Genomic DNA, 26,992 nt, shown 5'->3' with positions numbered 1-26,992 from the left:
CGATTGGTATTATGGGTACGCTGATTGTGCAGCAGAGATGCGGGACAATTTAAGCGCAGCAATTCCTGGTTGCCTCGCTCGTCGCCGGCTTTGCGCCGAAAACGGCCGTTTGCGGATCATTTTGGAACGAGACTTCGACTTTTCCGTCCCGTCGAGCGTTACGTGCCTGTAGGAAATGCGCACCCGCCGCCGCTCGCTGTTCACATCGTCTTCGGCGGCGGTCGTTGAACCTGCCAAGGTCGCCACACGAAATCGATCCCCGTAATTGCGGAGTTTATTCCATGACACGTACGTCTAAATTCAGAGCCTCACTCATCGCTGGCTTTGCTGCGCTCGCACTAGGCTTTGGCTTGGCAACAATCCCCGAACCGGCAGCCGCCCAAGGCCATGGCTACGGTCATTCCCGCGGTCATGGTGGCGGCTACGGCGGTCACGGTGGCGGCGGTCGGCACGGCTATGGCGGCGGACATCGCAGATCGTACAGTGGGCACGGCGGCGGTCGGCGACATGGCTATTCCGGTGGGCACGGACGCTCGGGTGGCGGCGGTCATCACAGGGGTGGTGGCCACTAGGGACACAAACTAGAAGCTTGATCCCGCAAAGATTGTCTTGAGCCCAAGCATTAGGCGAGGTTGGCGGGACTCAGTCATCGGATGACGGCAAATAGTTCGTTACTCAGAATAATTCTCCGACGTAACGAAATCCGATCCGGAAGCAAAGCACAGCCATGTTTTTTCTTCCAAATCCGAGCACAGGAGAATGATGTCGTGATGAAAAAGTCAGCAAGAGCAATGATCGCTGCGGCCTTTGCCGTATCTCCAACAGCAGTCTTCGCTCAGCATATCGATGTCAATCCGGGCGGGGTTCGGGTGGAAGGCGATAGCCACGGACGACGCGTTGTCGAAGAGCGTAGCGAGGGCGGCCATCATGAACCTCGCAGAGAGCACCACGAAGAGCGTCGAGAGGGACACCATGGCGATGCCCCGCGGGAACGTCACTGACGCCTTGAGATAAAAAGAGCTGTGAATAAGCGACGGGTGGCCATTACAGGTCGCCCCTCGTCTACATTTCAACGATATTGTCTAGGCCGACTAGCACAGATCAATTCAGTTGCTTCTGAAGCTGACGTACAAACAAGGGGAATTTACAGCTTAGCTGTGGCTATAAAATATATTTTTATTACTGTATAACTCTTCACCTTATTTGCTTTCTTCGAAGTCATGTGATGGAACGCTCCTGCCAAGCGCGCGGGCGAGGTGGGATGAAAACACCATTCAGCAGAGCCTGCCGGATCGCACCCGTGCGTTCAGGCGTTGGGCAAGGCAGAGGGCCTTGACCCGCTCAAACGAGTCTTCGGGAAGGGACGCGCAACGCAAAGGAGAAATAGTTATGGCTCGTCTTGGTAGGGTGAAGACGGCACTGAGTGTCGGCCTTCTGACGGTCACGCTCGTCATCAGCCTCGTGGCCATTCCGAGTGCGGCCCAGGCTGAAGGCCATCATGGCGGCTATGGCGGAGGACATGGGTTTTATGGCGGCCATGGCGGAGGCCACAGGTACTATGGCGGCCACGGTCGCACTTATGGGTATGGTGGTTTTGGCTATGGGCGCCGCTACTATAGCGGTCGCGGCTACCGCAGAGGACACGGACATTACGGCCATAGGCGGGGTTACTACGGGGTCCCCGTTGCAGCTGGATTGATCGGTGGCTTGGCGCTCGATGGGCTCGTGGCGCACAGCCCATACTACGGCCACTACGGTTGTGGTTACGCTCCGAGCTTTGATTACCACTACGGTTACTGAGCACGGTCGAGTGTGCCTGCTATACTATTATTTGTCGTCGGGGCCGGATGCTCAACGGTAGATCCGGTTTCGGCTCAGTCTGATATCGATTTTGCGATCTAGTTGCGTCATCATCTGCGAGGCGACTTCTCATAGTCTTCATTTGTTCGTCGTCAGTGTCGCCCGGCTGAGCTCGACCGCAATGCTCAAGGCTTCGGTTGTCTGAAGCTGGGTTTGCGCGGTGATCACGTCTGAGCGAGCAGCGACACAGGCAGCGTACTGGTTCTGAGTGATCACGAGGCTGCTGTCGCCGTTCCCGTCCAGGACCAGCATCACGCCGAGGTCCCTGGCGCTCGCGGCACGGTCGAACAGGATCATCTGCCGTGCCTTCGGGCTCGCTTCCGCGGTCTCGGGCGCGCGCAGGTTGTCGACGACGGCCCGCAGCGAAAGGTCGATGATCTCGACGTTGCGGGCGATGTCGCGTTCGATGACCTGCATGAGGTTCCTGGAGGTCTGCTCGGCCTTGTCCCAGGCATCGCGACGAAGATCGAGGAGCATCGACGCCGACACGATCAGCACGCCGATAGGTGCCAGGACCCCGAGCGCCACCCAAGCGCGGCTATATTCAAGTGGTCGCGAAAGGCGCGGCAGGGTCATCGGCTGTTCCCCCCTGGGCTTGCTGGCCGTTGCCCGATCCTTCGCACGCCAGCCATTACGGTCGATTTACCCCGATGGCTTTCGACGCCTTCGACTCACTCGTGGCTAACGCCCGGTTTTATCGCGGTCTCACGCCGGACCGGCGGATCCGGGCGCGGGACCTGCGTCCCGCCGCCCGCTCATGGGGCATCCCGAGGATTGGCTACTCCGCGACCCGGCCCTCAGGCCCCAAGCGAGCTCCGTCGAGCTCCGTGACAGGTGTCCGGACCAGCCACCACCGCACCCGACCCGGTCGTTCGACCCACATGCATCGGCGCGCGCGATCCAGTCCGTCGCCATTCCTGCGCGAAGGCCGCCAAGTGCGGGCGGGCCGGCCCCTCCGCATCGAGGTAGCGCAGGAATCCCTCCACGGCTGCATCGTGGCCCGCGGCATCCGTCCTGCCCGTCAGATGCGCCCAGCGCATGAAGATGACGTAGAGGTTCGCCACGTCGGTCTCGCAGTAGTCCCGCACCCGACCGAGTTCGTCGCGCGCGACCAATTCGGCGACGCAGGACCCGTGCTCGCCCATCTTGCCCGGTGCGCCGACCGCCGCCGCAGCCTCCTCCAGGGTGAGACGCGAGGCCGCCCCGAAGGCTGAGATCGCATCCATGAGGTCGAGGTGCCAGTCCTGGGCGTAGCGCTGCCCGTAATTGGCCCAGCGCGTTCCGCGAAGAAACCATGCGGGGGCCGCGAGACCGTGCATCAACGAGCGGGCGAGGACCACCGGCATGTCGAACGCCCTGCCGTTCCAGGTGACGAGCCTGTAGCGTCCCCCCTCGAAAAGCCGCCAGAAGGCGCGCAGCAGACGTGCCTCGTCCCATCCCGGTTCGCCGCCGCTGCGGCAGGACCGCAACTCGTAGGTCTCGACCCCCGTGCCCGGCTCCCGACCGACCCCCGCCTCGATCACCGAGATGGCGACGACCTGATGCCACATGGCCTTTGGAAACCGGTCGGCCGGCCAATCCGCGGGCGTTAGGATCGGGTCCGGAACGGTCTCGATGTCGAGCATCATCAACGTGTCCGGGCTGCCCTTGTCGAAGTCGCGGCGGCGCAAGGGATGTCGCATGGTGTCAGGGCGCGGCTCCGCCCCGGGTGAGGCGGCGTCGAACAACGTCCGTTCCGCGAGCGGGCGACGGGCGGGTGAGCGCGACGCGGACGGGTCCCGGCATGCAATCGGTCGGCGTACGAAGGACGTCATGGCCTCTCCACTTCAGATGTCGTGCGTGCGGTGGGCACCGCGGCCCGGACCGGCGCGGCGTCGGGGGGAGGCGGCCTTTCCCGAGAACAACGCCCGAATGGCCGCGTCGTCGAGGTAGGCCGTGCGGAACAGGGCCTCCGCGATCCGTTCGAGGGCGAGGCGCTCGGTCCGCATGAGGTCGCACGCGCGCTCGTAGGCCAGCCGGAGCCGCTCAAGGACCGGGCGCATCAGCCAGGGCATCCGGGCCAGGTCGATGTCCTGGGCGGGGGCCAGGGACAGCAGCGGGAAATCGGCCGAGAACCCCCACGACGCCTCCATCGCCGCGGCGCATCGGGTCGCCTCGGCGAGATCCGAGACCGCGCCGGCGGAGACGTCGCCCAGGAGCACCTCCTCGGCCGCGCGGCCCGACAGGATCATCACCAGGGACCGTTCGAAGTCGCCCTCGGTCAGGGCTCCGTAGGCATCGACGAGCGCATGCTCGGTCAGGCCGCCGGTCGGGGCGATGGTTAGCGTCACCGGTCCGCTCGCGCCGCTGGCCAGGAGCGCGACCGCATGCCCGGCCTCGTGGACGGCGCAGCGCATCCGGAGCCCATCCCCGAGCGCCGGCGTCCCATCCGAGGAGCCTGCCAGGATGTCGTCCACCGTGAGGGTGCGGCCGGCCCGTCGCGCGCTGCCACGCGCCCGCCGCACCAGCGCCTCGACGTCGGCACCCGTCATGCCCCGCAGCAGCGGGACCACCGGCGCAAGGTCGAGGTCATCGGCGTCGGTCCCGAGATACTGGACCAGCATGCCGGTCAGCGCGTCGAGACCGGGAAGCTCGATCCGAAAGTGCCGTTCAAGCCGCCCCGAGCGCAAGATCGCAGGATCGATCCTCGAAGGATGGTTGGTCGTGCCGACGACGACGACCCCTTCGCGGCCGACGGCGCCGTCGAGGTGTTCCAGGAGGGCGTTGACGACCTGGCTGGAGTAATCGCGATGATGTTCTGAGAAAGTATTCCTATCTCCAAAGGAATCGAGCTCGTCGATCAGGACCACGCAAGGCGACCGCCGCGCTTCCTCGAAGAACTGCCGCATGGCGCCCAGGGTATGGCCAAGATGTCCGTCACGGGAGCCCTGCCACTGCGCGAGGGAGCCCGGATGAAGCGGTAGGTTCGCGCTTCGGGCCAGGGCCGCCGCGAACCGTGTTTTGCCCGTGCCGGGCGGCCCGCTGACGAGGGCGGCCGATTCACAGGCGGCGAACGGGATGATCCCCTCGTGCCACGACCGTAGGTCCGCCACCAGGCCGAGCCCCCAATCCCGGGCGGCTCCGAGACCGAGCGAGTCCTCAAGGCGGGGCGCGTTCGCGGTGCGCTGCCTCTCTCGCAGGCGCGAACGCCCGAGGCGCTCCAGGGCCTCGGATGCCCCGCGACCCGGGCGGATACCGAGCCGAAGGTCGGCGGCGGCCCGGACCGCCACGCAGTCCCCGAGCGCGGCGAGGGGCGGAACCTCGCCGGTCACCGCCTCGATCACCAGGCTCAGCACCTCGGCGTCGAGCGGAGCGACGAGAACCTCCCGGTCGACGGCGCGCAGGAAGTCGCGCGGCAGCGTCCTGGCGGGATCCGACGCGACGCCGATGAGCGGGACGCCGGCGACCACGGCCGCGCCGACGGTTTCGTTGCCGCGGTCGGGCCTATGCTCGCGCGAGGCCCCGTCACGCGCGAACACGACGACCTCCCGCCGGCTGCGGTCGTTCCAGGCCCCGCGCCCGCCCTCGCCATCCCGAACCCTCCATCCCAGTCCGAGGAGGCAGGGTCCCACGACGCACCGCATCGGCTCCACCCAATCCGGAGAGGATACGCGCACCAGTAGGACGGGGAAGCCGTCATCGGCCGCGGGAGGTCCTGCCGGAGCGAACGCGCGCCCCAGCATGACCGCGGCGGCCACGACGTCGGCGGCCAGCCGGGGCATGAGTGATGCCTCCCGCCGGCCGAGCGCGAGCGCGTCGAGCTCGGCTTCGTCCAGGCACCATGATGGATCCGGGCTCGCGGCTTCCTTCCGCAACGCCTCGACGAAGGCGCGCGCCATCGCGCAGGCCGCCTCGTTCGGTTCGGGCATGGCATCCTCCGGCTTCGCACGGGACTTCGATGGTGGGGGGCCGATGGTTCAGCGGCGGCGAGACTTGCGCATCCTCGGTCGCGCCCATCGCGCCGCGAGCCGCATGAGCCGGCGCTCGTCGGCGCTGCGCCGTGCCAGCGCGCGCAGGGCGTAGGCGATGACCGCCGGCGCGGTCGCGTCGCCGCGCTCGGCCATCAGCAGGAGATTGCCCATCACGAGATCCGACGCGACCGAAGCCGCGCCGCACGTGCGGACGTGACGGATGGCGAGCGCCGTGGCCGCGGCCGCGTCCCCGTCCCTTGCCGCGGACCAGCGCGTTTCGCCGAGTATCGACGTCGTCGCCAGCAGCCGCGCGAGGGCCGTTGCTTCCGCCCGGTCGAGGCGTCCAGGCGGGTACGTCCGCCAAGCCGCCACCACGCCGGCTTCGACCCTGGGCGGCACGCCGCGCCGCGGGGTTCGGATCGCACGCCGCAAAACCGAACACGAAACCACCCGGCCAGGCTCCGATGCCATATCCACCTCCAGCAGCCCCGCCCGTTCCAAGGCGGTCAACGAATCCGTCACGCTTTCGAAAAACTCGGCCGGTGCCCCCGCGGGGAGCCGGAACGACCCGATAGGCGAATAGGCGGTCGCCGCGCGGCGGACGGGCTCGGCTTCACAGCCCCCAAACCGATTGGCCCGGCTGTCGAATTGGCCACGACTTTTGAGAATACCTATATTATACCTGTGATATATAATACGATCAAGCCACTGCTGTCTTTGGCGGCTGGGAAAAGTCGTGGCGGCGGCAGCCCGAGGCGGGAAGCCAGCGAAGGGCGCCGTCCCCGCCCAACCTTTCCCGGCTCCCGATGCCCGTCGGCCTGTCCGAGGAGCTTGGTGCGGGCGGCCCTGGGCCGTAGGTCGACGTTCCCATCTCAGGCCTCGACCACCAAGGCTGAGTCGAAGGCATCGGCCGCATCCCAACGCCGCAAGGGGTTGGCGACCACCCTGGTCCGGCCAATGCGGTAATCCGCCGGGGCGACGGCCCGGCCGTGGACCCAGAGCGTCGGCGCCCCCCAGGCGTGCATGACATCCTCCAGGTCCGAGGCATGCGAGGCTGCCAGCCAGGCGTCCCCGAGCCATCCCGTCCAGGCGTCGGGCAGCGAACGGCGTGAAGGCGCGAAGTGGGTGAGCACGACGGCGCGGTCCCCGGGGCGAACACCGGGCACGAGCGTCCCGGGTCCCCTCGCGACGTTCAGCGATTGACACACGATGCTGGTGAGGGCGTCCTCGATGTATCCCCGCGATCTTGCATGGGCCCCGAGGGCGTCGAGCGGCGACCACGGGCGCCCCCGCCGAAGCAGGACGCGCCGGCAATCCGCCCAGCTGTGGCGGGCCGCGACCCTGGCCAGGCGGCCCTCGAAGCTCCCTTCGAGGCACCAGTCGGTCCACAGGGTCGCCCCGACCACCACGGTCCCGCCGCCGGCCTCGGGACCGATGCGTACCGCGTCGTCGGCGAGCAGGTGGATGCCGAGGTCCCGGGCGAGCTCCCGGCCGCGGGCGACCGCCTCCACCATGGGCGTCTCGGACCACAACTCCGCGCTGCCCGCCACCATCAGGACGGGCCTGTTCCCCTGTCTGCCGTCCAGGGCCCGCGCCAACCAGTTCAACGCGACGTCCAGCCCGATGGCCACTCCGCCCGCGACCAGCAGGACGTCGAACTCAGGAAGCGGATCGGGGAGCCGGAACTCGGGATTGCGGTCGACGAGCAGGTCGGACAGGATCCAGAACCTCGCGTTCTCCCTTCGGCTCCCGACGGAGGCCGGTCCGGGACAGGCCGTCCGCACCTCGGGCGTCGGGTCGATCCGCGCTCGGGGCCGAAACGGAAGCGGCAACGGCTCCGGGACCTCGGCGCCCGGAACACGACGAGGGGGGCGAACATGCCGCGTCATCGTAGCCCCCCGGCGGCCGCCGATCCCGTTCCGGTCGAGCCCGGGGAGCGGAACGGGATGGGATGCGGCGGAGGTGCTCCCCGGCATCCTAGCGCACGAGGCTCACGGGCGAAGTCCGGCAAGGGCGTCTCCATCGGCTCTCGGCTTGCGGGAGGCAGTCAGGGCGGGGCGGCCGCCCCGGGCGGTCTCAGACCTCGACGACCAGCCCGGGCTGGAAGCGCGGGTTCTCGCCGGGATATCCTCGCGGGTTGCAGAGCACGCGGGTCCCGCCGAGGCGGTAGTCGAACGGCGTATGGGTGTGCCCGTGGACCCAGAGCGAAGGCCGACCGGCCTCGATCAGGTCGTCCAACCGCGACGCGTAGGCGGCATTGAGCGGCTTGCCGAGGAACCGCGGCGCGACGCTCCCCGCCGCGGGAGCGTGATGCGTGACCACGACGTGCGCCCGCGTCGTCGCGTCCGCGGCGGACCGGAGCGCGGTTTCGAGGAAGCGGCGTGACGCGAGGTGCAGCGCGAGCGCCTCCTCCGGCCGGAACCGCCGCCACTCCGGCTTGCGGCTCCAGGCGATGAGGCGGTGATCGTTGAGGCCCACGCGTGCGTCCCGCATGGCGGGGACCCGCGTCGCCGGTCCGTCGAGCTCGTAATCCGTCCACAGGGTGCATCCCGAGACCACGACGTCGCCGAAGCGGACGGTGTCGTTCTCCAGGAGGTGAATTCCGGCCTCCATCGCGGCCGCGCGCCCCGCCTGCAACTCGTCCGGCAGGCATCGACGGTAGAATTCATGGTTTCCGGCCACGAACGCGACCGGCATATGCGGCCGGACCGTCGCGGCGAGCCACGCGATTGACTTGACGAGGCCCTCGCCGACGTCGCCGGCGACCACCGCGAGATCGGCCCCGGGGATCGAGGCTGGGGTCCATGGACTCCCGATGTCGATGTGCAGGTCCGAAAAGATCCATAGGCGCATCGGTTCTCCCTCGGTGTCGTCACCCGGAAGCCGCAGCCGGTCCGGCGCCCCGTCGTCGCTCCCGGCGGAGACGCCCGCCGGCTTAAGTTCCACCCGGGACCGCCACGCATAGGCGAACCGGGCATGGTGCGGTCCGCCCGTCCCGTCGGCGGCGAGACGGTCGAGCGCATCGGCGAGGAACGTCGCGGCAGCCTTTTCGCCGCGAAGCGCCAGCGCGAGCGCCGCGGTGGCGACCACGTCGACGTCGGGATGCGCCGGACCGCATCGTCCGAGGACCGCCCGGGCGTCGCGGAGCGCCGCCGGGGCGTCTTCCCATTCCGAGGCGGCCACGGAGGGACCGGACCCTTGGAGGGCAGCCGTCGCCGCAGCCAGCAACGGCTTGGCCAGATCGGGCGCGAGGGCGCCCGGCCCGACCGTCCGCCACAACCTGGTGAGGGACGTCGAACCGCCCGCCGCCGGCAGCGCCCAGCGACGTTCGCCTTGGGGGTGCACGGGCATCTCCTGACATCCTCGCATGGCCGCCCGGACAGGCGGCGAGGGCTCCCCCGCCCACATCTCGACGGGCGGGACCGGCTTCCGCCTTTCGAGCGAGGGAGGGGCGACCCGCCTCGACGGAAAGGGAGACGGTGCGCTACTGCAGGGAGGGACGCGGACCGGCGGGCCGTCCCAGGCGGTAGAGCCTGGAATAGGTGCGCGCCCAGGTACGACGGTCGGAAACGTAGACTTCCGAGGTTCGGACCCGGCGACCTGGGGGAAAGTCCGGATGGTGCGTGACGCGACCGACGAGCGCCGCGACCGGCCGCATCCCGAACTCCCATTCCTCAAGGACGGGGGCGGCGGCGAGCTCCTCCGCGGACGGGTATTCGCCGTCCTCCGCGGCGTCCAAGGCATCGGCAAGGTCCCGGAGCCGGTCCTGCGCGTCGCGGCGGTCCGCCTCGCCCATCCCGGCCAGGACGGGAGCGATGACGTCGCCGGGATGCCCCGGCATCGGGACCGCACCGGGTACGACCGCGTTCAGCACGCGAAGCGCAGCGCGAACGGACAGGGACGCGAGCAGGGATCCATGGGCCGGGGCGGCGGCGTCCCGCAGCGGAGCCGGCAGGCCGCGAGGGATCACGCGGATCGAGGTGTCGTCCAGGCCCGCGGCCGCCGCCGTGTCGCGCACGGTTCGGTCGGACGCTCCGAGTGAGGGGAAACCGCACCCCAGCAGCCAAGGGACGGCGGCATGCGCGGTCGCGCGCAGCATGGACACGGCCATGGCGCGTTCGAGGACGGACGGTCCGACGGCGATCACCCTGGGACATTCCCCGAGATCAACCGGGCAGTCCGCCGCCCACCCTGGCGGCAGGTCGAGCACCACGAGGCGTCGCGCGGGATCGGCGGCCGCTTCCCGCGGGAAGTCCTCTGCGAAGGAGGGACCGTCCCTGCAAAGCTCGACAACGCGCAGCGTGTCCGGCACGCTGTCGAGTCGAGGCAGCCGGGATTCGTGCGCGCCTACGACGCGCAGGAGCGTCGTGGCGGTGCCGACCGAGGCTGCGGCACGGGCAATCAGGAAGGCGGCGTGCGTGCCAACGGCACGGCCATCGCCGCCGAACAGCGCGATGATCATGGCGAAACCCCAAAGGCGGAAAGCGGCCCTCCCGCTCGACGATCAGTCGGGCGGGGGCGGGCAGTCGGCGGTGCTTGTTGAAGTTCCCAATTATACCTGTGCTATAAAAATCTTTCAAGCCTCGCCCGACGCGCCTCGGGGAGTGGACTTCGCCTCGGCTGCGGATTTCCCTCCGGACCGGACCGTGCCAGGATACCTATGCCAAGCCGCCCGCCTGCTGGTCGGTCTCACCCAGCAGGAGCTTCACCTGCTGGCGCGCGTTTCGAAGAAGTCGATCAACGACTACGAGAACGGCTTCATCGCGATCCGAGTCGCGCTTGCGAAGCGCTTGGTCGCGGCCCTTCGCGGCGCGGGCGCCCGTTTCATCGCGGGCGAGGGATACGTCGGCGTGATCGTGAGCGGGCGGAGAACGGAGGCGGGCGTCCCGGCGGCTCCCTTCGGACAGGGAGTCCAGGAAGCCGGGATCGTCTCCGACCCGGGTCCCTCGGGCGGTTCCGCCAAGCCGCGCCCCGCCCGCGGCAGGCGTGCGTCGCAGGGGGATTGAGGCTCGAAATCCCCCGGTGGCGGTTCTCGGCGCGTTCCAGGCTCACCCCGTCCTGCCTTCGAGCCTCGTCACACGACCTTGCCGACGAGGCTCCCGATGCCTGCGGTGACGCCCACGGCGAGTGATCCCCGGAACGTCACCTGTACTGTACCGTCGCCCGCGGCACTGCGGCACCACCCGCCTTCGCCCCGAGGGCGCCGAGAATGGCGAGGAACACCAGCGAGGCCGCTACCTCCGTGTATTCGGGCCCGCGCTCGACGTAGATGCGAGCGAGATTTTGGCGCTTCGCCAGGGGTCGTCGGTGAGTTCGAGCCGCTCGCGGTCGGCCCGCTCGGTCTCGGACCGGGAATTGACCGAAGGGCACTTCCCGACCGCCATCGACATCGCGCTAGCCATCAGGATCTCCCCGTTTGTGCGTGGCGGACACCGCGACGCCGACGCTGAGGCTCGCGGTCGATACGGGTCCATCGTTGGTGCTAAACGCCGCGACGCGAAGCCAGCCGGCACGGTCGATAAGGTGCTGTGCGGGTCCTATTTACGGCTACGGCGAGAACAGCGAGGGTCGGCAGGCCCAACGTGTTCATCCGAAAGACCTTTGACCGCAGCACGAGCTGAAACTTTCGTGGCGGATAAACCAGCGCTGCGTCATGGCCGACACGGCGCAAGCTTGCCCGGCTTTTCCTGAGCAGGTCCCGGATTCAGGAGATGCGGCCGTGCTCATGCGCGCACTGTCGATGGTCGGCCAGCGTCTCGATCACCCGACACTCCCCCACCCGACCGTGGCCACATGCCTCGACCATGCGCCGCAACTCTCCGCGCAAAGCCACGAGTTGCCCGATTCGACGCTCGACCTCGGCCATGTGTCGACGGGCGATGCCGTCCACCTCCGCGCAGGACCGGTCCGGCTCGGTGGACAGAGCCAGCAACTCGCGAATCGCCTGGATCTCGAATCCGAGTTCGCGCGCATGACGGATGAAATTGAGCCGGGATATCTCTGTCTCCAAATAGCGACGCTGCTTGCCCTCGGTGCGGGTCGGGGCCGGCATCAAGCCTGCTCCCTCGTAGTAGCGGATGGTTGGCACCTTCACGCCCGTGCGGCGCGACAGCTCTCCGATTGAAATGTTCATATCCCGGCCAAACCTCCAGTCCTTAGAGGTTGCACTCTCCTTCCTCCTCGATGGGAAGGGGGCACGAAAGCGGATGGCTCCGACGAACTGTCCGAACGCCATCCGTCACTCGACCGTTTTAAGCCGCCGCAGCCCATCCTTTTGACCTTGAAGCTTTGCGTGACGCTCTCCCGTTGATGACGTCGCACACGGATGGGACCTCCCATGGTGGGAACGTGAAGGGCCTCAGGCGCTCGATCTTCCCTCTCCAAGGAGCCGCAGCGCGTTTGCCGTCACCAGCACGGTTGCCCCGGTATCCGCCAGGATGGCAGGCCATAGGCCGGTGACCCCTAGAACCGTCGTGACCAGGAACACTGCCTTCAAGCCGAGCGCCAGGGCGATGTTCGTCCTGATGTTGAACAGCGTCCGGCGCGAAAGCTCGATCATCCGGGCGATGTCTGCGACGCGTCCGTGCAGGGCCGCCGCATCCGCCGTCTCAAGCGCCACGTCGGCGCCCCCACCCATCGCGATACCGACGTCCGCGGCCGCGAGCGCCGGCGCGTCGTTGATGCCGTCGCCGACCTTGGCCACCACGGCGCCAGTGGCTTGGCGCTCCCGCACGATCCGCTGCTTGTCCTCAGGCAGGAGCTCGGCCCACACCTCGATGCCGAGCGCGGCCGCCACGGCCCAGGCCGTCCGCGCGGTGTCGCCGGTCAGCATGATCGCGCCGACGCCGAGCGACGCAAGGCGGTCGACCCCCTCCCTCGCGTCGGACCTGGGCTCGTCTCGCATCGCGAGCAGCCCGGCTACCGCCCCGTTCGCGAGGAGCACGGACACGGTCTTACCCTCGCCCTGGAGCCCGGAGACCCGCTCCTCCTGATCGGGCGTGAACGGCACGCGCGCGCCGGCTTCCCTCGGCGAGCCAAGGAACAAGTCGAGCCCCCCGACCTTGCTGGCGATGCCCTTGCCGCCGAATGCCTGGGCCCCGAATGCCGGGGGCACCGGCGCTCCGGCCTCGGCGGCCTTGGCCAGCACGGCCCGGGCGAGCGGGTGCGAGGAGCCACCCTCAAGGGCGCCCGACAGCGACAGCACGTCCCGCTCGGACCTCCCGAATGCCACCACGTTCGTCACGACGGGCTTGCCCTCCGTCAGGGTTCCCGTCTTGTCGAAGGCGACCGTCGTCACCGAGGCCAGCCGCTCCAGGACGGCGCCGCCCTTGATGAGAAGCCCGCGCCGGGCCCCGGCCGAGAGGCCGGCCGCGATGGCCGCCGGCGTCGAGATGACGAGCGCGCAGGGGCAGCCGATCAGCAGGATCGCCAACCCCTTGTAGACCCAATCCCCCCACGCGCCGCCCGTGAGAAGCGGCGGGACCACCGCCACCAAGGTGGCCACCGCGACGACGGCGGGGGTGTAGACCCTGGAGAACCGGTCGATCAGGCGCTCGGTCGGCGCCTTCGCCTCCTGCGCTTCCTCCACCAGCTGCACCACCCGGGCGATGGTGTTGTCCTTGGCAGCCGCGGTCACCCGGACGCGGAGCGCCCCGTCGCCGTTGACCGTCCCGGCGAAGACTGCGTCGCCAGGCTCCTTGCGCCTCGGCACGCTCTCACCGGTGACCGACGCCTCGTCGACGTCGCTCCCGCCGTCGAGGATGGTCCCGTCCGCCGGGACGCGGTCACCCGGCCGCACCAGCACGGTGGCGCCGACCTTGAGGCTCGCGGCGGGCACAGATTCAGTCGTGCCGTCGCGTTCCAGCAGCGCCGTCTCCGGGACGAGACCGGTCAACCCACGGATGCTCGCCCGGGCTCGACCGGCAGCGACGCCCTCCAGAACTTCGCCGATCAGGAACAGGAAGACGACGGTCGCCGCCTCCTCGGTCGCCCCGATGACGGTCGCGCCGACGGCGGCGATCGTCATGAGCATCTCGATGGAGAAAGGCGTCCCATGCCGGGCGGCCAAGATAGCTCGTCGGGCAACCGGCACCAGCCCAACCGCCATGGCCGCGAGGAAAGCCCAGCGCTCGGTAATCGGCGCGACGTGCCCGAGCGCGTAGGCTGTCACCAGGGCCGCGCCGCAGGAAGCCGCCAGCAGGGCTTTCGGCGCCCTCCACCAAGGTGTCTCAGCGGTATCCCCCAACGCCACGGCGTCCGGGTCCTCGGCCCCGTAGCCGAGGCCGCGGACGGTGTCAGCGATCATTCTCGCATCGGTCCCGGGTCCGTGACGCACCGCGAGCGTCTCGGCGGCCACCGAGACCTGCACCTGCGCGATGTCGGGCAGGCGGCGCACGGCGGCCTCGACCTTCGCCGCGCAGGACGCGCAGTCCATGCCGGTCACCCGCAGGCGGGTCGTCGGGACGTCGGTCCTGTCCAGGGTCGCTGCTTCGGTCACGGCGGGTGCCTTCCTTGTGGTTAAGGCGACCCTACTTCCTCTAGCGACTAGAGGAGCAAATATCTTGAAGCCCATCGCAATCGGGGAATTGTCGCGGCAGGCAGCCGTGAAGGTGCCGACCATCCGATTCTACGAGGAGCGCGGACTCCTGCCGCGCGCGTCCCGAACGGAAGGCAACCGGCGGACCTACGGCGCGGCCGACGTCCGCAGGCTTCGGTTCATTCGGCACGCGCGTGAACTCGGATTTGAGATCGAGGACATCCGCGCGCTGCTCGATCTCGCCGAGCAGCCGGAACGCCCGTGCGGGGAGGTAGACGCAATCGCCCGCCGGCATCTCGCTGACATCGACGACCGGATTGCGCGGCTCACCGGGTTGAGGGTGGAGGTCCAGGCGATGCTGGATCAATGCTCGCGGGGCAGTGTCCGGGAATGCCGCATCGTCGAGGTGCTGGCCGATCACGGTGAATGCCTGCACGAGGTTCACTGATGCCTACGGCCACGCGGAATTGGATTTTATGCGCTCACCACGTTCGAAACCCCTTGCTCCTCCAGTCGCTAGAGGAATTAGGCGTGCCGCATATGTCGGACGCCCCGCCGAGGGCATGAAGCCGAGCGGATTTCCCAATGACCGGACACGCAGATCGCTCCGTCCGTGCCCTCCGTGACGGAGGTGGACACGAACACGGCCATTCCGGCAATGCTCAGGCATCCTTCGGTTTCGGAAGGGCCTTCGCCGTCGGCATCGGTCTGAACGTCGCCTTCGTGATCGTCGAGGCGGTCTACGGGTTCTTGAGCAATTCCCTCGCCCTCGTCGCCGACGCAGGCCACAACCTCTCGGACGTACTCGGGCTCGCCGTCGCCTGGGCCGCGGCCATTCTCGGGAAACGGGCGCCTAAGCCGCGCTACACCTACGGCATGAAGAGCTCCTCGATCCTGGCCGCCTTGTTCAACGCGGTCATCCTCCTCGTCGCCATGGGCGCCATCGCCTGGGAGGCCGTCCGGCGCTTCGGTGAGCCCGCACCGGTGGCCGGGACCACCGTGATGGTGGTCGCGGGCATCGGCATCCTGATCAACGGCATCAGCGCTTGGCTGTTCGCATCGGGGCGCGAAGGCGACCTCAACGTGAAGGGGGCCTTTCTGCACATGGCCGCCGATGCCGCCGTCTCGGCGGGCGTCGTCGTCGCCGGCCTGCTTATCGCCCTGACGGGTTGGCGTTGGCTCGATCCGGTGACCAGCCTACTCATCGCCGCGGCGGTCGTATGGAGCACTTGGGGACTCCTGCGCGACAGCGTGCGGATGTCGCTCGCCGCCGTGCCCCCCGGCATCGACCCTGACGCCGTGCGCGCGCATCTGCGGGGCTTGGAGGACGTCACGGCCGTCCACGACTATCACGTCTGGCCGATGAGCACGACCGAGGTCGCCCTGACGAGCCATCTCGTAAGGCCGGACGGCACGGACGACGCTTTCCTTATACGAGCCGCACGCGAATTGAGGGGCCGCTTCGGGATCGTCCACGTCACGTTGCAGGTCGAGACGAGCGAGACGACCGCCTGCGCCCTGGCCCCGGACGGCGTGGTCTGAACCTGCGATGCAAGCCTGGCTCTATACCCTCATCCCGGCAGCCGCCGCCGTCCTCGGCGCCGCGGTCGCCGTCAACATGCGGCCGGGACCCGTCTTGGTCAGCGCCATCCAGCACTTCGCCGCAGGCGTCGTATTCGCCGCGGCGGCGGGCGAGATCCTGCCTGACCTCAAGCATGCCGGATCGCCTTGGGCCACCCTGGTCGGCGGCGGCGTCGGTGTTGCCGCCATGCTCGCGGTCCGCACTCTGGAGCGTCGGGTGAAAGGACCAGTCGGTCTACTGACCGTCACCGGAATTGATATCTTGGTGGACGGGCTCGTCCTCGGCATCGCCTTCGCAGCGGGCGCCAAGGCCGGTTTCCTGCTTACGGTCGCCCTGACCATCGAGGTGCTGTTCCTCGGCCTGACCGTCGCGAACGAACTCGGCGAGGGCGGAACCTCGAAAGCCAGGGTGGTCGGCTTGACCGCCGCCCTCGTCGTCCTGCTGCCGCTCGGTGCGCTGCTCGGCGGCCCGGTCGCCACGCTGCCCGCGGCCATCCGCGGCGGCTTTCTCGCCTTCGGCCTGATTGCGCTCCTCTACCTCGTGACGGAGGAACTTTTGGTCGAGGCACACGAAACGGAGGACCGTCCATGGGTGACCGCGATGTTCTTCGCAGGCTTCCTGCTATTGCTCTTGCTCGATGAGCTTGTCGGTTGATGGCGCACGTGCCGGCCGCGTTTGATGCGTCATCACGAAAGGCTTTCGGGTCGATGACATCAGCTCTTCAGTAGCGCGAGCGTCTTTCCTTTCAGGTCGTCAAAGGTCGCGATAGTGCGCAGATTGGCCTCGTACGCTCGCATCGCAGAGCGAAGTTCGGACATCTCGACCGTAGGGCGGACATTGGGAAGCTTGAGGTTGCCGCCAGCATCGGCGGCGGGGTGTCCAGGACTATGAACCGTCGGGAATTCGGTCTTGTCGCGTACGATACGGATGGCCGGTGCCTCTTCGGTGTTGCCCGTGATCGGCTCGAACACTGCAATCTTGCGCCTATAGGGTTCGCCGTCTGGGGCGGACGCCGTGGAACGCGCGTTGGCAATATTCTCGACCGACACGCGCATGCGACCCTGATGTATGCGTAGGGCGGCAGACGCCAAGCTTGGCCCGGAAATGTCGTCCTTCATCGCCGCCAGCCTCCCTCTTGCCGGCATCCTGTCCCGGCGTGCACAAATTTGTTAATCAAATCTAATGAGTTAGAGTTAAAAAAAGGTTAATTCACGCCTCATGGTGTTAGAGTAATCCGAGCGCCGGCCCGTCCGAATTCAGGAGTATTCGGCGATGTCTTCGAACCACCGTTCAGCTCTTTTCCGGGAAATCGGGCGAACGAGCATCGGATCGCTCCATTCGCACCTCCGCGACAGCCGGATCCATAGGCCGATTTGTACTCACCCGGCATCGACCGCTTCTGACTTCAAAATTTTGATATCCTCGTAAATTACATTTAATTATGTATAGAGCATACTATCAAATCAAATTGGTCGTATTTTTGGTCGAGCAGTCGTATCGACAATATAAAATATGCAAAATTTATACAAGTGACTTCATTGACGTTCGTGGCCCACTCGATGAGAGTCCCCTGATGCGTTATCTGAATCTGACGGAGACTTTGTTCGCAATGGACCCCGCGGCGATGGATGAAACGGTGGCTGATGGAACGCGATGACAGGCCGGGAGCGGGCTGCGCACAGGAGCACATCCTCCTGATCGAAGACGACGACGGCATGCGGGTGTTGGTCACGCGACTCCTGAGGGAGAGCGGCTACCGCGTCACCGGTTGCCGCAGCGGCGCCGAGATGTGGTCGCTTCTGCCCGGGAAGTCGGTCGATCTCGTCTTGCTCGACGTGATGCTGCCCGGCGCCTCCGGCTTCGATCTGCTGCGGGCGCTGCGCAGCAAGGGCACCGTGCCGGTCATCATGCTCTCCGCCCGCAACGAGGAGGCGGACCGGGTACTCGGACTCGAACTCGGAGCCGACGACTACGTCGCCAAGCCGTTCGGCCGGCCGGAACTCCTTGCCCGCATCCGCGCGGTGCTGCGTCGGACCACCATCGCGCCGGCCGCCACCGCGGCGGAGAGGGCACAGGTTCTGACCTTCGCCGGCTGGCGGCTCGATTTGCGCAGCCGGCAGCTGACCGATCCCGGGGGGGCTGCCGTAGACCTCTCGGGGGCCGAGCACGACCTACTCATGGTGTTCCTAGAGCATCCCGGGCGCGTGCTCGGCCGCGAGCAGATCCTGGAGATGAGCCGCGGACGGCTCGCCGCCCCGTCCGACCGTAGCGTGGACACCCTGGTCAGCCGCCTGAGGCGCAAGCTCGAACCGCCCGAGGGCACGCTCCCCGTGATCAAGACGGTTCGCGGCTCCGGCTACATGATGGCCGCCAAGGTCGAGCGGGCGTGAAACAACTGGTCGATCTTGCCCGCAGCCTGGAGGGGCGCACCGTCGCCGTGCTGTTGCTGGCGGTACTCGTGGTCCACGGGGGCGCGTTGTTGCTGTACCGTCAGTCGGCGTCGGCCGCGGCCGACGAGGCGTTCGCGAACGAAGTGGCGCGACAGCTCGTCTTGGCGCGGGAAGCGGTACTGCGGCGACCGCCGGGGGAGCGCGGCATCGAGGCAAAAGCCCTCTCGTCGGGTCATTTCGAGATAGGCTGGGAGCGGGGGGAATCCGCCGAGACGGGCAAGACAGACCCCGCCTTGCGCGATCTGCGCGAACGCGTCCTGGAGATCGAGCCCGTGCTCGGCCCAGGTCTGGCGCTCGCCCTGGCGGCGCCGGACGAGCCGCTGCACCAACAGGACCTGCGCGGCGCCTTCCCGCTGCCGGACGGCAGTTTCCTGACCTTCCGGTCCGCCCATTCGCCTCACCTGGTCCACCTTGCACCCTGGGCGTACCTCGCCACCGCGATGGCGATCCTGGTCGGCGTCGCCGCCGTCGTGCTGGTGCACCGGATCGCCGGCCCGCTCAGGGAACTTACGCACGCCACCGTCCGGATCGGGCACGGTACGGTCGTGTCCGTGCCTGAGGTCGGACCGGACGAGACGCGCGGGATCGGTCGGGCGCTGAACGCGATGCAAGGGCGCATCCACCGCCTCGTCGCGGAACGGACGCAGGCTTTGGCGGCGGTCTCGCACGATCTGCGCACGCCGATCGCCCGGCTCCGTCTTCGCCTGGACAAGGTCGATGACCTTGCGGACCGCCGTGCCATGGCTGCCGACCTCGACGACATGCAGGCCATGATCGACGCGACGCTGTCGTACCTGCGTGGCGAAGCCGACCCGGAAGCACGGCAGGTCGTCAACGTGGCGAGCGTGCTGATGAGCGTCGCCGACGCCTCCGCGGACGTGGGCCGCGAGGTGGGCTACGACGGCCCCGGCCGGGCGCTGGCGTCGGTACGTCCCGTTGCCTTCCGCCGCGCGGTCGAGAACCTTGTCGACAACGGTGTGCGCTACGGGATCCGGGTCCGGGTCGGCATCGAGATCGAAGAGGCGACCCTGGTGGTGCGCATCGACGACGACGGCCCCGGCATCGCGCCGGAGGACGTCGCCCGGGCCTTCCAGCCCTTCACCAGGCTGGAGGGGTCGCGTAACCGCAACACGGGCGGGACGGGGCTCGGACTGACCATCGCCCGGCGCGCGGTCGAGGCGGACGGCGGCACGCTCGTCCTGTCGAACCGGCCAGAGGGCAGCCTGCGGGCCGAGATCCGCCTGCCGAGGGCGAAGGGACGCGATTGAGACGCGGCCTACCGGGCGGTCGCCGGTGCGTCGGGGTGCGCGTCCGGCTGCGCCGACCGCTCGTTCGAGACATAGCCGCTCCCAGGCAGTGCCACCGTGAGGATGATGCCTGCGACAGCCAGCGACGCGGACAGGGCCGCCGGAACGAGGAAGGCATCGGGACCAAGGGCCTTCTGGATGAAGCCGCCGGCGACCGCGCCAAGCGTCAGGCCCGCCCAAAGCGGTGCCTGGAGCCAGAACGACGGCGCGGGCTTGTGCAGGACCATGTTCGCCAAACCGGTCCCGAAACGTACGACGGTTCCGGTGACGTAGGTCAGGGCGAGGCTCCGCCCGGCCTCATCCTGCAGCGTCGCATTCAGCATGCCGAGGGCAAGGACGACGGGATAGGCATGAAGAGGAAACGCATCGGAAGCTTCCGGCAGGAGGTTGCCGATGGACAGCAGGACGGCCTGCGCGCCGAGCAGGACCGAAAGACGCCACCGCCCAGCCCAAGCCGCAACAAGGGTGCCGGCGAACGCACCGAAGCAGAACAGCGCGATGGTGCTGCCGAACCTGGTGACGCCCGACCAATCGAAGGAACTGGCCGCGACGCCGAACCGGGTCGTGTTCCCACTCATGAACGACATGAACAGTTGAGAGTGTTCCAGGAAGCCTATCGAGTCGGCCGAACCCGCCAGGAATGCCAGCGCGACGGCCAGGGGCACGCGGGTCTCGGGTCTCGACGGGAAAGATCTGTCCACTTGGCCACCTGTCGCTGCCGCGTCGGATCTCGCCGGGGTCGCGTTCGACCCGGCGTCCGGTCCTGCGGGGAGCCGGTAGGGATACGTCGACCCCATGGCCGAGGCTTTGCTCGACCTTGACGAAGTGTGTCGGCACGCGCGCCTGACACACTTCGTCACGAACGCGGCGAACGGCAGTCAAACGGGTCGGCTATCTCCACTCCTCAAGCGGCCGATGTGGCCGATGGAAGGGATACAGATCGATGAAGCGTACGCTTGCCGCCGTTCTCACCGCCGCGATGCTGGCCGGAGCGGCCACGCCCGCCCTCGCGGTCGACGGGCACGGCAACGCCTCCAATCCGGAGCGCAGCGTCCCGAACTCGGGCGACGTCTCCGGCGGACCCGCCCACCGTGACGATCCGCGGGTGCGGGAGGCGCAGGAGAAAGGCCCGGACGGCAAGCCCGCGCACCGCGAAGGCGACGGCCACGCGCACGGGCACAGCCAGGATAAGCCCGGCAAGAAGTAAGCTTCCCACGAGGTGACACGATGAGCGGGAGACGCGCGATGCGATTGCTGCCCCTGCTCGTCGTCTTCGCGCTCCTGGCAACGGGCCTCGGCTACGCGCTCGCGGCGTCCCCTTGCCCGGACGACTTTTCACGGTGCGATACAGCCCCCTCACGCATCGTGGAAACGCCCGCCTCGACGCAAGTCGGGGCGGGCGTCCGCCTTGGTTCGGTCGACCGAAACGTTCAGTCGTCGAACTCGCGGTGATCGTGGCGCTCAAAGCCGTGGCGGTTCTCGTCCCGGTCGTCGTGATGATGGCGACGAACCTCCACGTGGTCGTGGTCGCCGTGATGGTGGCGGCGCACCTCCTCATGATGGTGGGGAGGTGGTCCGTAGCCGTAATGTTGGGCCGACGCGGTCATGGGGACCGATGCGAGGGCAGCGGTCGTCAGGGTGATCAAGCGACGTTTCATGGACGAAAATTCCTTGCTGGTCGCACAAGGCTCTGCCGACGGCTTTGAACGGGGCGTGAAGCGACCATTCAGTATCCTCCGACCAGGGAAGCCTTCACCACAACGGGCGACCGCAGCTTGCGACACAGCCTCGGAATCGCAGATAAGGACGGTGATGACTTCGGCGCGGCGCCATATGAGCTTCGGAGCGATGACGGGGTGGTGGGCAACCGCCGCCCTCGCGCTCGTCCTGGCGCTGGCCATCGCGATGCCCGGCGCCGGTCTCATGGACGACCTTGTCTCTCACCAGGGCCGTCAAGGCCATGACAGGAGCGAACTCTCGCTCGTCCCGCATACGGTGTCTGGCCTGGATCATGCCTCCGACCCCGGGTCAGCCGACCACGTCCATTGCGGTTGCCACGTCGCCTTGAGCACGACCGTCGCCGGCGATGCCCCGCTCCCCGACGGAACGCGCCCCTCCTACGCCAGATTGTCCGAGAGGATGCCCTCGGTCTCTCCCGACCGCCTGCCAAGGCCGCCGCGCGCCTGAGGTGACGCCGCGAAGGCGGCGCGTCACGAACCCGGGTCCGACCGACCCGAGCCGTCTCCTCACGTCACCGACCGCGATTGTCCGGCATGTCCGTCATCGGCTTCCGGCACGCCCGAGCAGGCATCATGCGCATCATCCTGACCGCCCTCATCCTGGCCGTCGGCGTCCTCGTGGGCGCTGCGGTTCCCGCCGTCTCCGGCTTCGTCCAGGGGCTGTTGATATCGGCTGGCCTGCCGCCGACCGTCTTCAACCTCGCCAGCGGCCCCACCGCCGCGAATTCCGCCGAGGCTTCCCCCGGCGAGGCGGGCCACGCCGCGGGCGACGGACACGGTCACGGTCACGGCAAGCCGGCCAGTAAGCCCGGGGCCGAGCAGACCCAAGGCGAGCATGACCACTCCGAGGCCGAAGGCGAGGAAGGTCATGTCAAAATGACCGCCGAGCAGATCGAGAACCAGGACATCAAGGTGGCCAAAGCCGAGGGCGCCATGCTGTCTCGCCATATCCTGGTGCCCGGTACGATCACGCCCGACACCGACCGGATCGCGCGGGTCCCTGCCCGGGTCGTCGGCACCGTCGCCGAGATGCGCAAGCGCCTGGGCGACGCCGTCAAGAAGGACGAGGTCGTTGCCGTCCTGGATAGCCGCGAGGTCGCGGACTCCAAGAGCGAGTACCTCACCGCCTCGGTGAAGGCCGACCTGGAGAAGACCAATTTCGAACGGCAGCAGGCGCTCTGGGACAAGCGGATCTCGGCCGAGAGCGCCTTCTTGAATGCCAAGGCGGTCTATTCCGAGGCGACGCTGCGCCAGGATCTGGCGCGGCAGAAGCTGTCGGCGCTGGGGCTCGACGCGACGGCGGTGGCCAAGCTGGCCAAGCGCGACGAGACCACCCCGAACCTGTCGAGCCTGCGCCAGTACGAACTGCGCTCGCCGATGTCGGGGCGCATCGTCGAGCGAAAGGTCGACGTCGGCACCGCGGTGGGCAAGGAAGGCGACCCTTCCGACCTCTACACCGTCGCCGACCTCTCAACGGTGTGGATCGAACTTGCCGTTCCGACCTCGGAACTCGCCAAGGTCAAGGAAGGCGCGTCCGTCACGGTCGCGCCGGGCCAGGAGGGCGGCGTGCAGCACGAGAAGGGCAAGGTCGTCTTCGTCAGTCCTTTCCTCACCGCCGACACGCGTGCCGCCAAGGTCATCGTCGCCCTGCCGAACAAGGACATGGCCTGGCGTCCGGGCACCTACGTCACCGCCGAGGTCGAGATCTCGCGGGATGCCGTTCCGGTGAGCGTGCCCAAGGCGGCCCTCCAGACCGTCGAGGGCAAGCGCGTCGTCTTCGTCCGCACAGACGAGGGCTTCGAGAAGCGCGAGGTCGAACTCGGGCGCTCCGACGACGACGCCTACGAGGTCGCCTCGGGTCTCAAGCCCGGCGAGGCCATCGCCGTCGGCAACACCTTCCTCCTCAAGGCCGAGCTCGGAAAGAGCGAAGCCGACCACGCGCATTGAGGGGACGGGCCATGATTTCGAAGATCCTCGACTTCTCCGTCCACCAGCGCTGGCTCGTGCTGCTGCTGTCGCTGCTGGCGGCCGGATTCGGTGGCTATGCCGTGACCAAGCTGCCCATCGACGCCGTCCCGGACATCACCAACAACCAGGTCCAGATCAACACGACCGCGCCCTCGCTCTCGCCCGTCGACATCGAGAAGCAGGTCACCTACCCGGTCGAGACCGCGCTCGCGGGCATCAAGGGGCTGGAATACACCCGCTCGCTCTCGCGCAACGGCTTCTCGCAGGTCACCGCCGTCTTCGCGGAGAAGCTCGACATCTACTTCGCGCGCCAGCAGGTCGCCGAACGCCTCTCGCAGGTGAAGCAGGACCTGCCGCCCGGCGCCGAGCCCGCCATGGGCCCGATCTCGACCGGCCTGGGCGAGATCTACATGTGGTCGATCCACTACGCCAAGCCGGGCGAGCGCCAGGTCTCGGCCGCGGGTAAGCCCGGTTGGCAGCCGGACGGCAGCTACCTGACGCCGGAAGGTCAGAGCCTCAGGACGGAACTGGAGCAGACCGCCTACCTGCGCACGGTCCAGGACTGGATCATCCGCCCACAGATCAAGACGGTCCCGGGGGTCGCCGGCATCGACGGCATCGGCGGCTTCGAGAAGCAGTACCACGTCCAGCCGGACCCAACGAAGCTCGCCGCCCGCGACCTGTCCTTCGGTGACGTCGCCCGCGCCCTGGAGACGAACAACGCCAACCAGGGCGCCCGCTACCTGGAGGACAACGGCGAGGGCTACGTCGTTCGCGCCGCCGGGCGCCTGGAGAGCATGGACGAGATCGGCGACGTGGTCGTCGCCACCCGTGCCGGCGTCCCGGTGCGCATCCGGGACATCGCCGAGGTCCGCATCGGAAAGGACTTGCGCACCGGCTCCGGCAGCGAGAACGGCCAGGAGGTCGTGATCGGCACGGCCCTGATGTTGATCGGAGACAACAGCCGTAAGGTCGCCGCCGCGGTCGACGCACGCATGGAGCAGATCCGCAAGTCGCTGCCGCCGGGGGTCGAGGTGCAGACCGTCCTCGACCGTACCCGCCTCGTCGAAGCCACCATCAAGACCGTGGCCAAGAACCTGTCCGAGGGCGCCGCCCTCGTCATCGTCATCCTGTTCCTGCTGCTCGGCAACATCCGCGCGGCCATCATCACGGCGCTCGTCATCCCGGTCGCCATGCTGATGACCATGACCGGGATGGTCGAGGCGAAGATCTCGGCCAACCTGATGAGCCTCGGCGCGCTCGACTTCGGCCTGATCGTCGACGGGGCGGTCATCATCACCGAGAACGCCCTGCGGCACCTCGCCGAGAAGCAGCACGAACTCGGGCGGAGCCTCGACACCGAGGAGCGCCTGCAGACGGTGCGGGCCTCGGCCGAGGAGATGATCAAGCCCTCCCTCTACGGGCAGGCCATCATCATCCTGGTCTACGTCCCGCTCCTGACCTTCACCGGGGTGGAGGGCAAGATGTTCGAGCCGATGGCGCTGACAGTCATCATCGCGCTCGTGGCCGCCTTCGTCCTCTCGCTGACTTTCGTGCCCGCCCTGATTTCCATCGTCATCACCGGCAAGGTCACCGAGGAAGACAACTTCATCATCCGTGCGTTCAAGGCAGCCTACCGCCCGGTGCTGGCCGCTGCGGTCCGCGCGCCCGTCGCCTTCGTCGTCGGAGCGCTCCTGCTCCTCGTCGGTGCGGGAATCCTCTCCACACGCCTGGGCACCGAGTTCATCCCGCAGCTCGACGAGAAAAGCATCGCGCTCAACGCCACACGCATCCCCTCGACCTCGCTGACCCAGTCCCAAGCGATGCAGCTGAAGGTCGAGCAGGCCGTGTCAAAATTCCCGCAGGTTGCCTACGTCTTCTCGAAAACCGGCACGGCGGAGGTCGCATCGGACCCGATGCCGCCGAACTCGTCGGACACTTTCGTCATCCTGAAGCCTCAGGAGGAATGGCCCGACCCGAGCCTGTCCAAGGCGGACCTGCAGGAGCAGATCGAGAAGGCGGTCGGCGAACTCGCCGGCAACGTCTACGAGTTCTCCCAGCCGATCCAGCTGCGTTTCAACGAGCTCTTGGCCGGCACCCGCGGCGACCTCGCCGTGAAGGTGTTCGGCGAGGAGTTCGAGCCGATGCTCAAGGCGGCCAATCAGGTCGCCCAGGTGCTGCGCGGCATCACCGGGGCCGAGGACGTCAAGGTCGAGCAGACCGCCGGCCTGCCGTTCCTGGAAATCAAGATCAACAAGGCCGAGGCCGCCCGCTACGGGCTCAGCGTCGGCGCCATCCAGGAGGTCATCGGCGCGGCCATCGGCGGCAAGGATGCCGGCGTGGTGTTCGAGGGCGACCGGCGCTTCCCCATCGTCGTGCGCCTGAACGACAAGGTGCGCGAGGACCGCGAGGCATTGGAGAACATCCCGGTGCCGCTTCCTCCGGGGCTGAACGGACGGGCGAGTTCGGTCCTGCTCAAGCAGGTGGCGTCGTTCTCGGTGACCGAGGGGCCGAACCAGATCTCGCGCGAGAACGGCAAGCGTCGGGTCGTGGTGACGGCCAACGTGCGCGGCCGCGACATCGGCTCGCTGGTGGCGGAGGCGCAAGGAAAGGTCGCCGCACAGGTCCAGCTTCCGTCCGGTTACTACGTCACCTGGGGTGGCCAGTTCGAGAACCTCGCCTCCGCCAAGCAACGTCTCATGATCGTGGTGCCGGTCTGCTTCTTCCTCATCTTCCTGCTGCTCTACTCGGCGCTGGGCTCGCCCCGGGACGCCCTGCTGGTGTTCAGCGCGGTGCCCCTGGCCCTGACCGGCGGCATCGCGGCGCTGTGGCTGCGGGGCATGCCCATCTCGGTGCCGGCGGCGGTCGGGTTCATCGCGCTCTCGGGCGTGGCGGTGCTGAACGGCCTCGTGATGCTGACCTTCATCAAGCAACTCGTCGCCGAGGGACGGCCCAAGCGCGAGGCCATCCTCGAAGGCGCCATGATCCGGCTGCGGCCGGTGGCGATGACGGCGCTCGTCGCCTCGCTCGGCTTCGTGCCGATGGCCATCGCCACGGAAACCGGCGCCGAGATCCAGCGGCCGCTCGCGACCGTGGTCATCGGTGGCCTGATCAGCGCCACCTTGCTGACCTTGGTCGTCCTGCCGGCCCTGTACGCGCGCTTCGGCAGGGTCGAGACCACGGCAGCGGCTGAGCGCCCGGCGCCGTCGGTTCCTCGCCAACTCAAGGCGGCGGAGTAGCCCCGATGGGAAGGGTCCGGTCGGGCATGCTCGTGTGGTTCGGCTTGACCATGGCCGTTCAGGCCGAGCCGACCAAGATCGTCGGCATCGGTGCCGCCTCCTGTGCCCGGTTCGGCGCGGATGCCGCGGCGCAGCCAGCCATGGAGCGCGACTACTTCGCCTGGGCGCAGGGGTTCATGAGCGGCGCGCTGATCCGGGCGCCGGACGGGGTCGACGAGGGCTTGGACCTCGCGCCGCCCTCCATGCCCTTGGCCGCCCAGGCGGACTTCCTACGCACGTTCTGCGCGGCCAATCCGGCCACCGATTACTCGGACGCGGTTCGTGCCCTCTACCACCGACTGCGTGGACCCGCGTCCTAGGA

Annotated in this window: 21 protein-coding genes and 2 pseudogenes; 10 read left to right on the top strand and 13 right to left on the bottom strand. The window is 67.9% G+C overall.

Features of this window, described 5'->3' with window-relative positions; genetic code table 11:
* Positions 1-1,956: 1,956 nt before the first annotated feature.
* The 7 genes and pseudogenes from ABS772_RS19785 to ABS772_RS19755 form a co-directional block, all read right to left on the bottom strand.
* Positions 1,957-2,436 (bottom strand): annotated as a pseudogene (locus ABS772_RS19785) (hypothetical protein); the annotation flags it as partial.
* Between the two features lie 221 nt (positions 2,437-2,657).
* The gene (locus ABS772_RS19780) at positions 2,658-3,542 is read right to left on the bottom strand and encodes a 3'-5' exonuclease (RefSeq protein ID WP_350396474.1); all 885 of its coding nucleotides are present in this window, start codon (positions 3,540-3,542) and stop codon (positions 2,658-2,660) included.
* Positions 3,543-3,686: 144 nt separating this feature from the next.
* Positions 3,687-5,768 carry an AAA family ATPase gene (locus ABS772_RS19775; protein ID WP_003596813.1) on the bottom strand — a complete coding sequence of 694 codons (2,082 nt, stop codon included), beginning with the start codon at positions 5,766-5,768 and terminating at the stop codon, positions 3,687-3,689.
* 48 nt (positions 5,769-5,816) lie between these two features.
* Entirely contained in the window at positions 5,817-6,332 is a 516-nt protein-coding gene (locus ABS772_RS19770; protein ID WP_238257619.1) for a hypothetical protein, read from the bottom strand.
* Positions 6,333-6,682: 350 nt separating this feature from the next.
* On the bottom strand, positions 6,683-7,642 hold the full coding sequence (locus ABS772_RS19765) for a metallophosphoesterase family protein (protein ID WP_003596815.1): 960 nt from the start codon (positions 7,640-7,642) through the stop codon (positions 6,683-6,685).
* Positions 7,643-7,886: 244 nt separating this feature from the next.
* Positions 7,887-9,161, bottom strand: coding sequence for a metallophosphoesterase (locus ABS772_RS19760; protein ID WP_003596816.1), 1,275 nt, complete (start codon positions 9,159-9,161; stop codon positions 7,887-7,889).
* Positions 9,162-9,294: 133 nt separating this feature from the next.
* The gene (locus ABS772_RS19755) at positions 9,295-10,272 is read right to left on the bottom strand and encodes a DUF6634 family protein (RefSeq protein ID WP_003596818.1); all 978 of its coding nucleotides are present in this window, start codon (positions 10,270-10,272) and stop codon (positions 9,295-9,297) included.
* Here ABS772_RS19755 and ABS772_RS19750 point away from each other — a divergent pair.
* Positions 10,265-10,816, top strand: a complete 552-nt coding sequence (locus tag ABS772_RS19750; RefSeq protein WP_238229976.1) for a helix-turn-helix transcriptional regulator — start codon at positions 10,265-10,267, stop codon at positions 10,814-10,816. The genes ABS772_RS19755 and ABS772_RS19750 overlap by 8 nt on opposite strands.
* Before the next feature lie 68 nt (positions 10,817-10,884).
* Here ABS772_RS19750 and ABS772_RS19745 read toward each other — a convergent pair.
* The 3 genes and pseudogenes from ABS772_RS19745 to ABS772_RS19735 form a co-directional block, all read right to left on the bottom strand.
* Positions 10,885-11,351, bottom strand: a pseudogene (locus tag ABS772_RS19745) (VIT1/CCC1 transporter family protein).
* Positions 11,352-11,514: 163 nt separating this feature from the next.
* Complete coding sequence (locus ABS772_RS19740) at positions 11,515-11,943, bottom strand: MerR family transcriptional regulator (protein WP_026105497.1); 429 nt, start codon at positions 11,941-11,943, stop codon at positions 11,515-11,517.
* A 225-nt stretch (positions 11,944-12,168) separates the two neighbouring features.
* A complete protein-coding gene (locus tag ABS772_RS19735) occupies positions 12,169-14,307 on the bottom strand; it encodes a heavy metal translocating P-type ATPase (RefSeq protein ID WP_003596824.1) in 2,139 nt (712 codons plus the stop codon).
* Positions 14,308-14,371: 64 nt separating this feature from the next.
* Between ABS772_RS19735 and ABS772_RS19730 the strand changes: the two genes are divergently transcribed.
* From ABS772_RS19730 to ABS772_RS19720, 3 genes are all read left to right on the top strand, one after another.
* On the top strand, positions 14,372-14,794 hold the full coding sequence (locus ABS772_RS19730) for a MerR family transcriptional regulator (protein ID WP_003596825.1): 423 nt from the start codon (positions 14,372-14,374) through the stop codon (positions 14,792-14,794).
* A 137-nt stretch (positions 14,795-14,931) separates the two neighbouring features.
* Complete coding sequence (locus ABS772_RS19725) at positions 14,932-15,888, top strand: cation diffusion facilitator family transporter (protein ID WP_003596826.1); 957 nt, start codon at positions 14,932-14,934, stop codon at positions 15,886-15,888.
* Between the two features lie 7 nt (positions 15,889-15,895).
* Entirely contained in the window at positions 15,896-16,582 is a 687-nt protein-coding gene (locus ABS772_RS19720) for a ZIP family metal transporter (RefSeq protein WP_003596827.1), read from the top strand.
* Positions 16,583-16,641: 59 nt separating this feature from the next.
* Here the strand turns inward: ABS772_RS19720 and ABS772_RS19715 are convergent, their stop codons facing one another.
* Positions 16,642-17,046 (bottom strand): flagellar basal body rod C-terminal domain-containing protein, encoded by a 405-nt coding sequence (locus ABS772_RS19715; RefSeq protein WP_003596828.1) that lies wholly within the window; start codon positions 17,044-17,046, stop codon positions 16,642-16,644.
* A gap of 525 nt (positions 17,047-17,571) precedes the next feature.
* On the opposite strand from ABS772_RS19715, the gene ABS772_RS19710 reads away from it, so the two are divergent.
* Complete coding sequence (locus ABS772_RS19710) at positions 17,572-18,318, top strand: response regulator transcription factor (RefSeq protein WP_017484348.1); 747 nt, start codon at positions 17,572-17,574, stop codon at positions 18,316-18,318.
* On the top strand, positions 18,315-19,646 hold the full coding sequence (locus ABS772_RS19705) for an ATP-binding protein (RefSeq protein WP_003596830.1): 1,332 nt from the start codon (positions 18,315-18,317) through the stop codon (positions 19,644-19,646). Before ABS772_RS19710 ends, ABS772_RS19705 begins: the two co-directional genes overlap by 4 nt.
* Positions 19,647-19,654: 8 nt before the next feature.
* On the opposite strand, the gene ABS772_RS19700 is transcribed toward ABS772_RS19705, so the two are convergent.
* Entirely contained in the window at positions 19,655-20,350 is a 696-nt protein-coding gene (locus tag ABS772_RS19700; protein ID WP_012455875.1) for a YoaK family protein, read from the bottom strand.
* A 278-nt stretch (positions 20,351-20,628) separates the two neighbouring features.
* On the opposite strand from ABS772_RS19700, the gene ABS772_RS19695 reads away from it, so the two are divergent.
* Positions 20,629-20,892 (top strand): hypothetical protein, encoded by a 264-nt coding sequence (locus ABS772_RS19695; RefSeq protein ID WP_003596834.1) that lies wholly within the window; start codon positions 20,629-20,631, stop codon positions 20,890-20,892.
* Positions 20,893-21,115: 223 nt separating this feature from the next.
* Here ABS772_RS19695 and ABS772_RS19690 read toward each other — a convergent pair whose 3' ends face one another.
* Positions 21,116-21,610, bottom strand: a complete 495-nt coding sequence (locus tag ABS772_RS19690; RefSeq protein WP_244471485.1) for a hypothetical protein — start codon at positions 21,608-21,610, stop codon at positions 21,116-21,118.
* 387 nt (positions 21,611-21,997) lie between these two features.
* On the opposite strand from ABS772_RS19690, the gene ABS772_RS19685 reads away from it, so the two are divergent.
* Genes ABS772_RS19685 through ABS772_RS19675 form a run of 3 tightly spaced genes read left to right on the top strand, consistent with a single transcriptional unit; the run spans position 21,998 to position 26,990 of the window.
* Positions 21,998-23,371, top strand: a complete 1,374-nt coding sequence (locus ABS772_RS19685; RefSeq protein WP_003596839.1) for an efflux RND transporter periplasmic adaptor subunit — start codon at positions 21,998-22,000, stop codon at positions 23,369-23,371.
* 11 nt (positions 23,372-23,382) lie between these two features.
* Positions 23,383-26,631, top strand: coding sequence for an efflux RND transporter permease subunit (locus ABS772_RS19680; protein ID WP_003596840.1), 3,249 nt, complete (start codon positions 23,383-23,385; stop codon positions 26,629-26,631).
* A 5-nt stretch (positions 26,632-26,636) separates the two neighbouring features.
* The gene (locus tag ABS772_RS19675) at positions 26,637-26,990 is read left to right on the top strand and encodes a hypothetical protein (protein WP_003596841.1); all 354 of its coding nucleotides are present in this window, start codon (positions 26,637-26,639) and stop codon (positions 26,988-26,990) included.
* Positions 26,991-26,992 lie beyond the last annotated feature (2 nt).

The organism is Methylorubrum podarium (genome assembly GCF_040270385.1).
Lineage (GTDB): Bacteria > Pseudomonadota > Alphaproteobacteria > Rhizobiales > Beijerinckiaceae > Methylobacterium > Methylobacterium podarium.
Note: the sequence above shows the minus strand (reverse complement) of the source record. Positions and strands in the feature narration are given on the sequence as shown.

Bases quoted from the DNA above. Each gene is read 5' to 3' on its own strand.
- ABS772_RS19780 (WP_350396474.1), bottom strand. From the start codon at position 3,542: ATGCGACATCCCTTGCGCCGCCGCGACTTCGACAAGGGCAGCCCGGAC.
- ABS772_RS19750 (WP_238229976.1), top strand. From the start codon at position 10,265: ATGATCATGGCGAAACCCCAAAGGCGGAAAGCGGCCCTCCCGCTCGAC.
- ABS772_RS19775 (WP_003596813.1), bottom strand. From the start codon at position 5,768: ATGCCCGAACCGAACGAGGCGGCCTGCGCGATGGCGCGCGCCTTCGTC.
- ABS772_RS19680 (WP_003596840.1), top strand. From the start codon at position 23,383: ATGATTTCGAAGATCCTCGACTTCTCCGTCCACCAGCGCTGGCTCGTG.
- ABS772_RS19720 (WP_003596827.1), top strand. From the start codon at position 15,896: ATGCAAGCCTGGCTCTATACCCTCATCCCGGCAGCCGCCGCCGTCCTC.
- ABS772_RS19755 (WP_003596818.1), bottom strand. From the start codon at position 10,272: ATGATCATCGCGCTGTTCGGCGGCGATGGCCGTGCCGTTGGCACGCAC.
- ABS772_RS19690 (WP_244471485.1), bottom strand. From the start codon at position 21,610: ATGAGACCGGCGCCGGGCATCGCGATGGCCAGCGCCAGGACGAGCGCG.
- ABS772_RS19695 (WP_003596834.1), top strand. From the start codon at position 20,629: ATGAAGCGTACGCTTGCCGCCGTTCTCACCGCCGCGATGCTGGCCGGA.
- ABS772_RS19675 (WP_003596841.1), top strand. From the start codon at position 26,637: ATGGGAAGGGTCCGGTCGGGCATGCTCGTGTGGTTCGGCTTGACCATG.
- ABS772_RS19685 (WP_003596839.1), top strand. From the start codon at position 21,998: ATGCGCATCATCCTGACCGCCCTCATCCTGGCCGTCGGCGTCCTCGTG.
- ABS772_RS19725 (WP_003596826.1), top strand. From the start codon at position 14,932: ATGACCGGACACGCAGATCGCTCCGTCCGTGCCCTCCGTGACGGAGGT.
- ABS772_RS19740 (WP_026105497.1), bottom strand. From the start codon at position 11,943: ATGAACATTTCAATCGGAGAGCTGTCGCGCCGCACGGGCGTGAAGGTG.
- ABS772_RS19710 (WP_017484348.1), top strand. From the start codon at position 17,572: ATGGAACGCGATGACAGGCCGGGAGCGGGCTGCGCACAGGAGCACATC.
- ABS772_RS19760 (WP_003596816.1), bottom strand. From the start codon at position 9,161: ATGCCCGTGCACCCCCAAGGCGAACGTCGCTGGGCGCTGCCGGCGGCG.
- ABS772_RS19715 (WP_003596828.1), bottom strand. From the start codon at position 17,046: ATGAAGGACGACATTTCCGGGCCAAGCTTGGCGTCTGCCGCCCTACGC.